A 14814-nucleotide genomic window follows, 5' to 3' on the forward strand; every position below is an offset into this window, starting at 1 on the left:
ACCAAGGGTAATGACTATAAATATTACGATTAACAATAACATTAAAGTTCATAAAGATAAATAAATTGAATATTTGACAAAAAAATGAAATTGGTAGTAATCTAACGAAAAACATACGCTATCGTATCTTAGTGGAGAGTTGACATGCAATTAACAAGAGAAGATTGAATAAAAGCAGGATTACAACAATTAGCTAATGAAGGAATACATAAAATTCGCATCGAAGCACTTGCCCGATTGTTAAAAATAAGTAAAGGTAGTTTTTATCACTATTTTCGTGATCATCAAGAGCTGTTAGATTCAATGGTCGACTATTGGGAAATACATGCAACAAAGCTGATTGTTCAAAGTATGGAGCAACAGGATGCCTCATTGGAACAGCTATTCCGAATTAGTTTTAATCGAGATAAAAAAATGGAGATTGGTATTTATACTTGGGCAAAATATGATCCTGTTGTTGCAGAACGCTTAGTGAATATTGAAGAACAAAGAATTTCGTGTGTTGCGAAATTGTATCAAAAAAAGGGCATCGATAAAGCTGAATCGATTGATAGAGCGAGACTTGCCTATTTAACGTATGTAGGATGGATGACAAGGTTTGAAGAGAATCCTAATTTTGATATTGATAAAATGGTAGTACTTTTAACTTCTTTTAGCGGTTGGCCAAATATCCGCTGAAATAGAGGAACTCCGTCTAGGAACGTCACGTCCCGTGGCATTTATCTGTTGCTACCGCTACGTTGGCACTACGCTTTCGTACAAAAAAACATCCTGCCGAGGCAAAATTGATTATTCGATAATAAATGTCCCTAATAAGGTTGTAAAACCTGAAGGGACAAAATTTTTACTATAAACATACGCTTGTGTATGTTTTGTTTGAATTAAAACATTAGGGGGCGAAAAAATGAAATTACTTTTAATATTAGTAGCTGTAGGGCTTCTGTGGTTTATCAGTTTGTTGCATATTTATTGGGCTTTTGGAGGTCGTTGGGGTTCTGCCGCTGCTATCCCTGTAAAAGTAGGAGAGCATAGACCTGCTTTCACTCCTAAAAAATGGGGAACATTATTCGTGGCTATTCTTATTCTACTGGCTAGTGCCATTATTGTTGTTCAAGGAGGTTATTTGCAGGGGTTCCAAGCAAATAGTTTATCTAAAATCGGAAGTATTGTTTGTGCTTTCGTTTTCATTATTAGGGCAATTGGTGATTTTAAGTATGTTGGATTTTTAAAAAAAATAAAACACTCACAGTTTGCTAAATACGATACTTGGCTTTACAGTCCATTATGTCTATTTTTTGGATTTGTCTATATTATTCTATTGTTTTAACAAATTAACAAGTATAAGTTTTATACGGCAGCTAGCTTTAAAGTCCACATATCGCAATAGCCGCGATCTACTGCGAATGCCTGCAGAGCTTGTCCATAGCGTGACAGACATTGAGGGTCTTTGCTTTGTCTGGAATCGGGGAAGTGAGGCTATTATGTACGGAACAGGGTCATTTGCCGAGATGCAGGAGTTAACCCATTTCCGTCAATTTGACACGAATGTTTTTGCACAAGTGATAGATCTTATGCAGCCCGACGGAACGGTAATTGGCTATTTGCTGCTTGGTTCAAAAAAATAATACGTCTTTTACACCTTAATCGACAAAGTAAGGCTGGAAACCGTCCGTCTGCTGATGGGAGCTGCCTTACTCGACGAACTACGAGGAGCGAGAAGTGGGTTACCAATGAAAACCTCAGAATACAGATTACTAGAGGCACAGCAAGCAGAGCGAGTTCGAATGTCATATTATTTGCATGATCATGTTTTGCAGAATCTAATCTTTCTTGCACGCGATTTGGAAGAATTACACGATACAGAACAAAGTGACAAGCGGTTGACCGTCGTCTGGTTAAAATGTTTGTATGATACGCAACGCGACCTCCGAATGCTGTGCGATGATTTATACCCGTACATCATCGATCAAGCCGAGGGGATCAATCGCGCAAGAGTGATGGTGGTACAGGGTTAGGACTAGCGATCGCCAAACAAGTTATCGAAAAACATGGTGGAAATATTAAGCTGACAACGAATGGCGAGACGAGTTTTATACTCTTCTTGCCAAAAAAAGTTCTGACATCTAACTAATTTATTCTTCAAAAAATATCCGAAAAAGAAATGTAAGATTATTGAAAGAAAGATGAAAGTTGATTGGAAGAGTCATCCTGTAACCTACAATAGAATATTTATGAAATAGATTGTAGGTAGGGGGATTAAAAAATTGGAAGTATTCAAAAGGAAACTCATTTATTTTGTTAGAAGGCTATATGAAAAACCAAATCGGATAGAGCCATTGTCATTAGGTTGGAAAGGTGCAGCTATCGCTTTAAGTACGATGGCATTCCTATTGATGTTGAATCAAGGGAAGTTTTTATTAGATCAGCGTAGTTTTTTAGATTTCACTATTGGAATGTTCGTATTTATTTTTTCCGTAGTGTTAATAAGTGGTTTTATCACTCTTCTATTGCATGGAGTGAAAAAAATTCCTAGTCGATATTTATGGATACTCTTTAGTTCACTAATATTTCTGGTGTTCTGCTTTTTCGCTCCTTTGGAAGTAGCTATCCCATTTATTCTATTAGTAGCGGTTGTTGTTTCTTTGTGGGGTGCACTATTATACAAATGGTTAAAGGGTAGTTATAAAAATGCAAAGAAATATCAAAAAGTTAGCGTCCTCACATGTTTATCTATATTGACTATTGGGATTGGAGCATGTGGTTATTGGTTGATTCATCCCGGGGAAGCGAACACCCCAGTAGTTGTATTAAAGCAGCTGAAAACATCGAAACGATATGACAATACTATGCTTAGAAATCCAGCGAAACCGGGCAATTATCCAATTAGAAAGCTCACATATGGCAGTCCGAATACTTATCGAGAAGACTTTAACCAAAAAAATTCTTTGACAACTAAAACAGTAGACGCTAGCGATTTTGTAGAAAAGTGGTCTTCTGTTCGCACGAGAACACTTGGTTTTGGACCTGAGGCAATGCCGTTAAATGGTCAAGTGTGGTACCCAGAAGGGAAAGGAGACTTTCCGTTAGTAATGATCGTTCATGGAAACCATTTAATGACTGATTATTCTGATCCAGGTTACGAATATTTAGGTAACCTTCTTGCGAGTAGGGGCTATATAGTTGTATCCGTAGATGAAAACTTTCTTAATGGTTCTCCCTACGATGATTTATTTTTGGTTAGTCCGCTAAAGAATGAGAATCCAGCGAGAGGATTATTATTGCTGGAGCATTTACAGACGTGGAAAGAATGGAACAGTACTAAAAACAATCCATTCTATCAAAAAGTGGATATGGAACATATTGCACTAATAGGGCATTCTAGAGGTGGAGAAGCTATCGCGATTGCAGCTGCTTATAACGAAATGCAACACCCACCTAGTAACGGAAATATTCAATTTGATTATAATTTCTCAATCCAATCGCTTATTTCTATTGCTGGAGTAGACGGTCAATATATGCCTGCTGGGAAACCACTTCCGTTAAAAAACGTAAACTATTTGGCACTACAAGGGGCGCATGATATGGACGTAAATAGCTTTGATAGCTCTAATCAGCAATATCGGATTTCCTATACGAATAAAGATGATTATATGAATGCGTCGGTCTATATTTATGGAGCCAATCATGGGCAATTTAATGAAGAATGGGGACGAGGAGATCTAGCTGGCATGGCTAACCAACTCTTTAACCTAAAACAAATTATGCCTCGCGATCAGCAAGAAACCATCACGAAAGTATTGATATCTGCTTTTTTAGATAGTACGTTGAAAGAAAAGAAACGATACAAGGAAATTTTTAAAGATCTAGGTTATGCTAAAGAATGGCTTCCTGACACACTGTATATCAATAATTACTACGATTCGCAAACATCTTTGATTGCTACGTTTAATGAAGATATTGATCTAAACACGACCACTGTTCCAGGCGGCAAACTGTTCGGCAAGAATTTGAAGGAATGGAAAGAGGAAAAAGTCAAAATGAAAAATGATGAGGCAGATTATAGTGCCGTTCGTTTAGGTTGGAATTCAAAAGACAAATTTTCTCCAGCTTTTTATACATTAACTCTTCCCGAGAATGGATTAGAGATAGGGCAGAACAGTTCTATCGTATTTTCACTTGCAGATAATAGAAAGGAAGAAAAAGAGAACAATCAGGAGGAACTAATTGATTTTACAGTCACTGTAGAAGATAGCAATGGCAACCAGGCGAGCCTGCCTCTTAGCTATATAGCCAAATTGACACCTGCCATAAAAGGAAAGTTACTGAAAAAACCTTTTTCCAATATAGGTAATACGACGGAATCAGTGTTTCAACATTATGGATTTTTATTGAACGATTTTAAAGAAGTAAATCCACAGTTTGATCCACTGAAGCTAAATAAGATCCATTTCCAATTTAATTTAACCAAACAAGGGACGATACTAATGAATAATATTGGGATTAGAAATGAAAATATATAAAAATATTAGTAATAACTAGGGAGAAATTATGGGGGGGAAACAAAATTGAAGAACCAAACGATTTACTTACTCCGACATGGTGAAACTGAATTTAATACACAAGGGCGATATCAAGGAGAGCTCGATTCACCATTAACTGAAATGGGTGTACATCAAGTACAACAAAATGCTCTAATGCTAAAAAGTTTAATTGGAGATCCAAATGAATGGAAAATTTTTTCGAGTCCATTAGGCAGAGCTATGCAGAGCACTGAAATAATTTGTGAAACAATTGGATATGATTTGAAGAATGTTGTTAAAGAAGATCGTTTAACTGAGGTGGCTGTGGGACAATGGGCTGGATTAACAACGAAAGAAATTGAAAGTTCTTGGCCCAATCTTTTTCATAACATAGATGTGTATAATTGGTATTTTAATGCGCCAAATGGAGAAGCTTACGACTCAGTAGTGAACAGACTAAGTGCTTGGCTAGAAAACATTCAACATATACCGAAAGTGATCGTTATTTCACATGGTCTAACAGGTCGTATTTTACGAGGAATATATGCAGATTTAATGAAGGAAGATACACTTAAGCTAGAAGTATCTCAGGATGTATTTTTTAAATTAACGAATAAAACAATAACAAAAATATGTTCAGATTTTGATGATTTTTAACTTATTTGGAGCGGGTGTATAAACATCCGCTGAAATAGAGGAACCCAGGCAAAAAACACGTTGCTACCGCTTCGCTTTCGCGCAAAAAACATCTGCAGGCCTAAGCACAAAGCCGATTCCGGACGCAATTATGCCAAAGCATAATTCATCATTCAAACTTTAAGAATTTCTTCATAAATTTCCTACAGGAATAATCATAAATGCCTCCTATTATAATGTGTGGGGGGCGTTTTTTTTATGAAAAAATTTGTCTTATTTTGTTTTATATGTGCGGCAGCATTCTTTTTTTATTATACGAATAACATAGCAACGGAACAAACACCAGTAGAGCTACCTTCGTTGCATAGTAAAAATGCTTTGTTGCTGAATGAAAAAGGAGAAGTACTATTTGAAAAAAATGCAGATGACATTATTTATCCTGCATCATTAACGAAAATTATGACAGCGATTGTTGCCATTGAAATGACTACTGATTTGCAGAAGCAAACCATTGTTAAACCACAAACGATTTCTAAATTTACTGCTCAAAATGCTTCCATGGCGGGCTTTAAGGCAGGAGATTTTGTAACGATAGAGGATTTATTATATGGCACACTGCTTGCTTCTGGGGCGGATGCTACAGGAACACTTGCGGATGCGATGGCAGGTAGTGAAGAAGCATTTGTAACATTAATGAATAAAAAAGCACAGGAATTAGGACTGAACGATACCTATTTTGTCAATGCCAGCGGATTACATGATCCTGCTCATGTCTCCAGTGTCCGTGATATAAGTAAGCTATTTCGTTATGCCATTAAAAATCCTACCTTTTATCAAATTTTGACTTCGAAAAGTTATATGACTCATGTTCCAAATGAATTAACGATAACAAGCTCACTATTAGCGAGAATACCAGTTGGGGAAGGTGCAATATTGGGAGGAAAAACGGGCTACACACCTGAAGCAGGTCTTTGCTTAGCCTCTATTATCGAAAAAGATGAAAAACAATATATTTTCGTGACGACGAATGCGAATGGGCAGGCTTGGACACCACCATTCCATATTGAAGATGCTCTTACAGCGTACGATGCGCTGTAAGAGGAAAAATTATGAAAAAGGTATAACTTTTTTATCGTTTCAATCGTCTTATTTATAGGGTGCACTGTTCAAGTACCTGATAAAGGCGTCTTGGGGCCTTTGACAAATGAAAGTTGGCAAAATTGCTAACGCAGTATTCATACTTGGGGAACAATCGATCATTTTCATTTAAGTGGGGAGGTATTACGTGCCAATTGTTTTCATCATCTAATGCCAGTGCTACCACAGAGGAATTTTTATGAAGAAAAGGTGAAAGTTTTTTAGAAAAGCATCAGTAAACAATTTGATAATATGCCGTTCATCCTAGCTACCAAAAACGTTAATAAGAAATTTTTATTCACAAAAACTAGTTGATTTCTACTATTTCCTGGAATAATTTATTATTCTATAATTAGAGTCGAATCCTATACTTTTATGGAAAAAACATATGAGAAAAGACATCTGTGATGAAAAGGGCGGTGTAGAACAATGAAAAAACTTTTACCCTATGCAATTATTTTGACTTTTTTAATCAGTTTTATGTTTGTAGGTAATACTCCTGCAAATGCTGAGGGTACACCAGTTATTCAATCCGTAGCTAATGACACAACAGTTTATGTAGAACCTTCCGTAGAAAGTACCGTAATCGGGCAAATAGCGAAGGGTAGTTATGTAACAGCCACACCAGTAAGTGAGGAATGGACTCGAATTAAAACGCAACAGCTAGAGGGATATGTAGAAACGGCAGCATTAGTAAGCCTTAAATCGGAAAAATATGTAGTGACGAAAAAAGATGGAACAACTTTATTTACATACCCTAGTCCAAGTGCACAAAAAGCCGGACAGATTTACGAAAATAGTATTATCTTTGTATATGGATCGGCACCTGGAGGTTGGTCATTTATCCAATATGGTCATCAAACAGGTTATGTTGCAACAAATTCTTTAAAGAAACCTGTTGCGACAAAAAAACGAGTAAATGCTACTAATGGCGCTGTGCTTCATTTAACTGCTAGCCCAAGTGGTGAGGTTCTTGGTACACTTGCCAATAAAACAGTCGTTCAGCAATATACAATGCTAGCAGGCTGGGCCTATGTAGAAGCAGATGAACAAAAGGGCTATGTGAAAGCCTCAGAGCTAGCAAATATCCAAATAACGGATAACAAAGTATACAATAAAGGTGTACCAGTAGCGAAAGGGGAAAAAAAGCGTGTGGCATTAACATTTGATGATGGGCCAGATGCAAAAGTTACCCCACAAGTTTTAGCAATTTTAAAGAAATATGATGCAAAGGCTACATTTTTTATGGTTGGGCAAAATGTCTCTAAAAATTCAGCAGTCGTAAAGCAAATTTATGAGGCTGGCCATGAAATAGGCAATCATACATGGGACCATGCAAAGTTAACAGCCTTATCGACAGCAAATGTTAAACAAGAGGTTGATCGAACTAACAATGCTATTTATGCTGCAATCGGTCAATATCCAACGGTTTTCCGTCCACCATATGGTGCAACGAATGATAAAGTTCGTTCTGTCATGACGATGCCTTCTATTCTATGGTCAATCGATACGCTAGATTGGAAGCATCGCAATGCTGAGAAAATATTAACGTATGTGAAAGCGTCAGCAAAAGATGGCAGCATTATTTTAATGCATGATATTCATCAAACGACAGCAAATGGTTTAGAAAATGTCATTCTATACTTGCAAAAACAAGGCTACGAATTTGTAACTGTTAGTGAAATATTACAATAATCAATAAGCGAATGGAAAGGGCCGTGCATCTGTCAATCAAGACAATTGCACGGCCACTTATTTTATGAAGTTGACGAGACCTATTTCATTACCCTGAAAAAGGGAAATGTTAAACACAGAGGTATTAGCTACGAACAGGTCTGCGTCCTTGTGTAGACCGCTTAAAGGTATGGCTACATACGTTTGTCTAAATTCAATTTAAAGATTCGGAGGAATAGAAATGACTACTAATAAGAATCTTTCACAATGCATAAAGATAAGACCTTTAACCCTATATGATTATGAAACTGCCTTAAAATGGAGTATGGATGACTCTTTTTGTTTAGCCAATGGATGGGAGTTAAATAGAAGTCCCGAAGAACTATATAAATGGTGGCTCAAATGTGTTAACAATGTAGCTGAAGATTTTATCCGAATGGGAATAGAGTTTAACGATAAAATAGTTGGATATGCAGATTTAGCCTGTATTAAAGGGAATACTGCTGAATTAGGTATTGCAATTGGTGAAAATGGGCTGTGGGGGAAAGGGATAGGATTTAATTCTGCCATATGTATGATGGAGTTTGCCACAAAGAAATTAGGAATTACAACTTTTAACGCAGAAACACACGAAGCTAATGTTCGTTCACGAAAAATGCTTGAAAAGATAGGATTTAAAGAAATAAGTAGAGTAGGGAATGAAGAATATTTTGGAATGAACAGCCAACTAATACAATACGAACTAAATTTATAACAGGGAAACCTCAGTTTAAAGGTTCCCCCATATTTTCCTTCAGAAATAAACATTAAACTTTAACAGAGCCTTTATTTAAATAAATTGATCGTCGTAATAATAATTGGAATACCGAAGACGTCGATTAAAAACGCTCCTACAATTGGTACAACAAGAAATGCTTTTTGAGATGGACCGAAACGTTGGACAACTGCTGACATATTGGCCATCGCATTTGGCGTTGCCCCTAAACCGTGACCAGCAAAACCGGCAACCATCACCGCAGCATCGTAATTTTTTCCAAGAATCTTAAACAAGACAAATATACTAAATAAGACAATGAAGAATACTTGTACAAAAACAATGATGAATAGTGGCAGTGCTAAATCAGCAATTTCCCATAATTTAACACTCATGAGCGCCATTGATAGGAAAACACCTAATGTCACATCGCCGATTAAAGAAATGCTTTTCATGTTAATCGCTTCAGGTTTTATTTTATCCATAATATTGCGCACTAGTACAGCTACAAACATTGCACCGACATAGCCAGGTAGTACGAAGCCAGTAGCTTCTGAGAATAATGTTCCAACATATGTCCCTACAGCCATACAGAACGTAATTAATAATACTTGTGTAAAGAATGAATCGGATGTAATTTGTTCATTTTTATTTTCAAAATCAATTTCTTTTGTTTCTTGCTCATTTGGCGTTAAATTATATTTACCAACTAAGTATTTTACAATCGGACCACCGATTAAGCCACCAGCTACTAAACCACATGTAGCCGCAGCCGCACCGATTGTCATGGCTGATGAAATACCTAAGTCTTCTAATGTTTGTCCAAATGCTGCAGCGGCACCATGGCCACCTTCCATAGAAACAGCACCAGCCATCATACCGATTAATGGATGAATCCCCATGAGCGATGCAAGAGATACACCAATAACATTTTGCATTAATGCTAGGAAACCACAAGCCAACCAATAAATAATTAATAATTTTCCGCCAAGCTTTACAAGTTTAAAGCTTGCTCCTAAACCAATTGTTGTGAAGAATGTAATCATAAATAAGCTTTGTAATGACGTATCAAGCGAAACTTCTAATACGCCAGTTGTCTTTAGAATAGTGGCCAATGCGGCAAATAATAAGCCGCCAACAACAGGTGCTGGTATACAAAAACGCTTTAAAAAACCGATTTTATTGATGAGCCAGCCGCCCAATGCGAATAGTGCAACTGCTAGAAATACTGTTGTAATTTGATTAATTTCGATCATGAACTTTATCTCCTAAGTAAGTGATTTAGTGCTTCATAAACAAAATAAGCACCTAGTTTAACTGTGCGTCCATTCTCATCCAGTGAAGGATTTACCTCACAAATATCAAAAGAATGTGTATTTGGATGTGAAGTTACTTGTTGAAGTATCGTACGTACCGTTTTTGGATCTAGTCCAAACGGTGATGGAGCACTAACGCCCGGTGCAAATGCAGCATTTAGTACATCCATACAAAGTGTTAAGAGAATATAATCATGATTATCCATATATTGCTGAAGGTCATACATGATTTGCGCTTTATTTTTTGGCGTCATATTTTCTTCTAACACATAATTCACATGCAATTCATCGGCTTTATCAAATAGTTCTTTTGTATTGCCAAAACGTTGTATACCTAAAACAAAGTAATCGGCAAGCGCATCCTGTTCTAAAATCTGCCGGAACATTGTACCAGAAGATGGTTGCTCATCGTATGGTCGTAAATCGAAATGAGCATCGATGTTGACGATCCCGATTTTTGCATCTTTAGGTAACGCTGCACGAACGCCTAAATAATGCCCGTATAATGTTTCATGTCCACCGCCAAGCACGACACATTGTATTTTTTTATTTAGCAATGTTTTGACAATTTCGCCGAGCTCATGTTGTGCTTCTTCTAATGCGTGGTTAAGACAAAGAACGTTACCAACATCTATAATTTGCTGTTCATCATTAAATGTCCAAGGTAAGCTAGATAGTGATTCACGCAGAGCATTAGGTGCACTTGCTGCCCCTACACGCCCCTGATTACGACGTACACCTTCATCACATATAAAGCCCACAATTCCGGCATGCTGATTATCTGAAGCGCTTACATCGTTAATCGGAATTCTTTCCACTTTTTGATGTAAACGGAAACTACTCGTATTAGTCGTTGAATCTATACGGCCTTTCCATTGTCTTTGATCTGTCATTGTATACATATCTTCATCAACCCCATTTCCAATATTATTCTAGTGAAAATATTGTTATGAATAAATTATATATTCACATAATTATAAATGCTAATATATAATTAATATTAATCTATAGCTTAAAACTATAAATGTGGGGGGATGTTGCTGTGGATTTTAAACAATTACAATATTTTTTAGCAGTTGTGGACCAAATGAATTTCTCGAAGGCAGCTGAAAAACTGCATATTTCTCAGCCTTCTCTAAGTAATGCTATTAAAAAATTAGAGCAAGAAATTGGCTCACCTTTACTTGAAAGGAATACAAGAAATCTTCAATTAACAGAAGCAGGTGAGCTTTTATATGAACGAGCAAACGTTATATTGAAAAACATGGAAGTTTTAAAAATAGAAATGGATGAGGTTATTGTACGTGGCACAAGTGACATAACGATAGGCGTGATGGAATCGATTAAGCATTGGCTCCCCAAAGTCATTACAGAGTATAAAAAAGAATATCCAGAAATGATGATTCATCTAGTAGATATTTTAGGGAGTAAGCGTGTTGAAAAATCACTTAAAAGCTATAAAACACATTTAATTATTACAAATCAGATAATGGATGATGAAGAGCTCGAAGTTAACTGCTTATATGAAGAGCGACTTGTAGCCGTTTTACCTTTAAATCACCCATTAACGAAGAAAGAGAAGTTGACGATCGCAGATTTAAGTGAAGAGCCTTTTATTATTAGTACAGGGGGCTTTCAAACGAGACATGACATTTTAGATGCATTTGAAAAGGCTGGAAAAAACATTAATATCCAATTTGAAATTGAACGCTTTGAAACGGCTGTATCTCTCGTTCGTGAAAATTTAGGCGTTACCATTCTACCAGAAAATTATTTAAAAGGTCCTACAGCTAAAACTATTGTACAAAAAGAAGTAGATTGCCCCAATTTACGACGAAATGTTTATGTGGTGTACTTAAAAAATCGCCATTTACCTTTGGCTATTCGTGAATTGCTTACTGATATTATGGAGATAGGCAAAAAACTTTAGAATATTGAAAGCTTAAATGACCACGGTTGAAAAAAAGTAATCCTATTCTTGGATTATGTTAAAAATGAAACTAAAAGAAAAATGATTGTAGAACGTTGATAACCTAAAATAGTTTTGGGTTGATCTATGTTTCTGCGTGAATTCAAAATATATATGAAAGGTGACAATATGAGAAAAATAGTAATTGGTATTCTAATAGTCTGTTTATACTGTTTTCCTTTTGTTTATTTTTCAATGTACCAAGATTTTGCTAACCGATCAATGCTCAGCTACTTATTGATCATTGTAGTGACTTCACTTCTTGCTTTTCTTGGGAACTCAATTCCTTTTATTATCGGCAATATTGTATCGGCAGTTATGTCCTTTTACTTTATCGGTAGGATGGAAGACACGCTAGGGGCAGGATGGGATAGTGGTTATATTAGTAATTGTGAGTATCTTAATTTTAATCCCTTAGTTTTTCGCTATGAAATTAGCTAATGGACACAAAAATAAAGTTAAAGATTAAATTAAGTGAGATGAGTAACTTCAATGAATGAAAAGTTACTCTTTTTTTTGATGAAGTGCACATTGCGAAATAAACTCAATCGACGCTATTCTGATTTAAAGATACATATTATGGCAAAATAGTGTTTTAACTTGTATTTTTTTATTGTAATGAGATTTTCTATCCCTAAAAACACTGCCTTAAGTATGAATTTTCTCTATAATTCAAATTTTTGTTTAATAGACATTGATTTACAAGAAATATAGCGGTAACATTTAATGTAAGAATAAAAATGAATATTCATTCATTTGTCATTTTGATGTTCAAATAAAGGGGGCTTTTTTATGAATTTTTCTTATAGTGAAAAAGTAGTCGAATTACAAGAGAAGCTGACAAATTTTATGGAGCAGTACATTTATCCAAATGAGGCCGTGTTTGCTGCACAGGTAGAAGCAATGGAAGATCGTTGGGGAGCGATCCCACCAATTATGGAGGAATTAAAGCACAAAGCAAAAGAAGCGGGCCTATGGAATTTATTTTTGCCAGATAGCGAATATGGTGCAGGTTTGACGAACTTAGAATATGCACCTTTATGTGAAATTATGGGACGCTCTTTACTTGCTCCTGAAGTGTTTAATTGCAATGCGCCAGATACGGGAAATATGGAGGTGCTTGTGCGTTACGGCTCAGAACAGCAGAAGAAGCAGTGGCTAGAACCGTTATTACGTGGAGAAATACGTTCCTGCTTTGCAATGACTGAGCCTGCAGTCGCGTCTAGTGATGCAACTAACATCGAGGCAAGTATTGAACGTGATGGCGATTATTATATTTTAAATGGACATAAGTGGTGGACGACAGGAGCTGGCGATCCTCGCTGTAAAATCGCTATTTTTATGGGGAAACATAAAGAGTCTACAGCACCTATCCATGAGCAACAGTCGATGATTTTAGTGCCGATGGATACACCAGGAGTGAAAATAGAGCGTATGCTTACGGCATTTGGCTATGATCACGCACCAGAAGGACACGGTGAGGTGACGTTTACTAATGTTCGAGTACCAGTTGAAAATATTTTGTGGGGAGAAGGAAAAGGCTTCGCGATTGCGCAAGGTCGTTTAGGGCCAGGTCGTATCCATCATTGTATGCGTCTTATTGGAGCCGCTGAACGTGCATTAGAGGAAATGTGCGTTCGTGTTCAGGAGCGACATGCTTTCCATCGACCACTCGCAGACCAAGGTGTGATGCGCGAGCGTATTGCGGAGTCCCGTATCGATATTGAGCAGGCAAGACTCTTAACGCTAAAGGCAGCGTACATGATGGACACAGTAGGAAATAAAGAAGCGAAGGCAGAAATTGCGATGATTAAAGTAGTGGCGCCAAATATGGCATTGCGAGTTATTGACCGAGCAATTCAAGCATTCGGTGCTGCTGGAGTAGGACCTGATACGACGCTTGCGGCACAGTGGGCTAATTCTCGAACATTACGATTAGCAGATGGACCGGATGAAGTGCATCGTAACACGGTTGCCAAGCTGGAGTTGAAAAAGCATGCTAAAAAGCAAGAGGAGCTGGTTAAATGACGGTACTAGACTTATTTAGCTTAAAGGGGAAAACGGCCATCATAACGGGGGGAGGACGCGGTCTTGGAGCCCAAATTGCACAAGGCTTTGCCGAAGCTGGTGCCAATATTGTACTGTGCTCAAGAAAGGTCGAGGCATGCGAAGAGGTAGCTGTAGAATTAGCTGAATTAGGTGTACAAACATTAGCTCTTGCTTGTGATGTGACAAAGCCAGAGGATATCGCGAATGTAGTGTCAAAAACGCTTGAAACATTCGGCAAGATTGATATTTTAGTCAATAACAGTGGGGCGTCTTGGGGTACTCCTGCTGTTGAAATGCCATTTGAGGCTTGGCAAAAAGTCTTCGATGTTAACGTTAATGGTACATTTTTAATGACTCAGGCTGTTGGTAAAATAATGCTAGAACAAAAGAGCGGAAAAATTATCAATATCGCTTCGGTTGCAGGGCTGGGTGGTACATTACCTGATTTCATGGATACAATTGGCTATAACGCAAGTAAAGGTGCGGTCATTACTCTAACAAAAGATTTAGCCGTAAAATGGGGGCCATATGGCGTCAATGTAAATGCGATTGCCCCAGGATTTTTCCCAACAAAAATGTCAAAAGTCTTAATTGAGCGCGGACAAGATTATTTAATGAGCGTGACGCCGTTAAAACGTTTAGGAACTGAAAATGACCTAAAAGGTGTTGCATTATTTTTAGCCGCGGCTGCCTCAGATTATATTACGGGGGACGTCATAGTTGTAGATGGCGGTATGAGTTCAATCATTTAAGGGAGGG

Annotated in this window: 14 protein-coding genes and 1 pseudogene; 13 read left to right on the forward strand and 2 right to left on the reverse strand. The window is 37.2% G+C overall.

The features are described 5' to 3' along the window. Positions 1 to 168 precede the first annotated feature (168 nt). From ACIQZA_RS17070 to ACIQZA_RS17115, 10 genes and pseudogenes are all read left to right on the forward strand, one after another. On the forward strand, positions 169 to 678 hold the full coding sequence (locus ACIQZA_RS17070; RefSeq protein WP_402884032.1) for a TetR/AcrR family transcriptional regulator: 510 nt from the start codon (positions 169 to 171) through the stop codon (positions 676 to 678). Positions 679 to 904: 226 nt separating this feature from the next. Continuing rightward, the gene (locus ACIQZA_RS17075; protein WP_402884005.1) at positions 905 to 1327 is read left to right on the forward strand and encodes a DUF3995 domain-containing protein; all 423 of its coding nucleotides are present in this window, start codon (positions 905 to 907) and stop codon (positions 1325 to 1327) included. Between the two features lie 100 nt (positions 1328 to 1427). Further along, entirely contained in the window at positions 1428 to 1625 is a 198-nt protein-coding gene (locus tag ACIQZA_RS17080; protein WP_400934931.1) for a hypothetical protein, read from the forward strand. Between the two features lie 105 nt (positions 1626 to 1730). Then, positions 1731 to 2015, forward strand: a complete 285-nt coding sequence (locus tag ACIQZA_RS17085) for a sensor histidine kinase (RefSeq protein ID WP_402884007.1) — start codon at positions 1731 to 1733, stop codon at positions 2013 to 2015. Next, positions 1973 to 2131: pseudogene (locus ACIQZA_RS17090) on the forward strand (ATP-binding protein); the annotation flags it as partial. The gene ACIQZA_RS17085 and the pseudogene ACIQZA_RS17090, both read left to right, overlap by 43 nt. Before the next feature lie 133 nt (positions 2132 to 2264). Beyond that, positions 2265 to 4520, forward strand: a complete 2256-nt coding sequence (locus tag ACIQZA_RS17095; protein ID WP_402884009.1) for a poly(ethylene terephthalate) hydrolase family protein — start codon at positions 2265 to 2267, stop codon at positions 4518 to 4520. A 45-nt stretch (positions 4521 to 4565) separates the two neighbouring features. Further along, positions 4566 to 5177 (forward strand): histidine phosphatase family protein, encoded by a 612-nt coding sequence (locus ACIQZA_RS17100; RefSeq protein ID WP_400934936.1) that lies wholly within the window; start codon positions 4566 to 4568, stop codon positions 5175 to 5177. Between the two features lie 237 nt (positions 5178 to 5414). Further along, complete coding sequence (locus ACIQZA_RS17105) at positions 5415 to 6254, forward strand: D-alanyl-D-alanine carboxypeptidase family protein (protein WP_402884010.1); 840 nt, start codon at positions 5415 to 5417, stop codon at positions 6252 to 6254. A 468-nt stretch (positions 6255 to 6722) separates the two neighbouring features. Beyond that, positions 6723 to 7988, forward strand: coding sequence for a polysaccharide deacetylase family protein (locus ACIQZA_RS17110; RefSeq protein WP_402884012.1), 1266 nt, complete (start codon positions 6723 to 6725; stop codon positions 7986 to 7988). Between the two features lie 220 nt (positions 7989 to 8208). After that, positions 8209 to 8721 (forward strand): GNAT family N-acetyltransferase, encoded by a 513-nt coding sequence (locus ACIQZA_RS17115; RefSeq protein WP_402884013.1) that lies wholly within the window; start codon positions 8209 to 8211, stop codon positions 8719 to 8721. Between the two features lie 71 nt (positions 8722 to 8792). Here ACIQZA_RS17115 and gltS read toward each other — a convergent pair whose 3' ends face one another. Continuing rightward, the gene (gene gltS, locus ACIQZA_RS17120) at positions 8793 to 9977 is read right to left on the reverse strand and encodes a sodium/glutamate symporter (protein WP_400934942.1); all 1185 of its coding nucleotides are present in this window, start codon (positions 9975 to 9977) and stop codon (positions 8793 to 8795) included. Positions 9978 to 9982: 5 nt separating this feature from the next. Further along, positions 9983 to 10939 carry a formimidoylglutamase gene (hutG, locus tag ACIQZA_RS17125; RefSeq protein WP_402884016.1) on the reverse strand — a complete coding sequence of 319 codons (957 nt, stop codon included), beginning with the start codon at positions 10937 to 10939 and terminating at the stop codon, positions 9983 to 9985. Between the two features lie 140 nt (positions 10940 to 11079). Here hutG and ACIQZA_RS17130 point away from each other — a divergent pair, with 140 nt between their 5' ends. The 3 genes from ACIQZA_RS17130 to ACIQZA_RS17140 all read left to right on the forward strand — a co-directional run bounded on the left by ACIQZA_RS17130 (position 11080) and on the right by ACIQZA_RS17140 (position 14807). Beyond that, the gene (locus tag ACIQZA_RS17130; RefSeq protein ID WP_400934945.1) at positions 11080 to 11967 is read left to right on the forward strand and encodes a LysR family transcriptional regulator; all 888 of its coding nucleotides are present in this window, start codon (positions 11080 to 11082) and stop codon (positions 11965 to 11967) included. 831 nt (positions 11968 to 12798) lie between these two features. Further along, on the forward strand, positions 12799 to 14034 hold the full coding sequence (locus tag ACIQZA_RS17135; RefSeq protein WP_400934948.1) for an acyl-CoA dehydrogenase family protein: 1236 nt from the start codon (positions 12799 to 12801) through the stop codon (positions 14032 to 14034). Further along, the gene (locus ACIQZA_RS17140; RefSeq protein WP_402884017.1) at positions 14031 to 14807 is read left to right on the forward strand and encodes an SDR family oxidoreductase; all 777 of its coding nucleotides are present in this window, start codon (positions 14031 to 14033) and stop codon (positions 14805 to 14807) included. Before ACIQZA_RS17135 ends, ACIQZA_RS17140 begins: the two co-directional genes overlap by 4 nt. The last annotated feature ends 7 nt before the right edge of the window (positions 14808 to 14814 follow it).

The organism is Lysinibacillus sp. NPDC096382, from assembly GCF_044762845.1.
Taxonomy (GTDB): Bacteria; Bacillota; Bacilli; order Bacillales_A; family Planococcaceae; genus Lysinibacillus.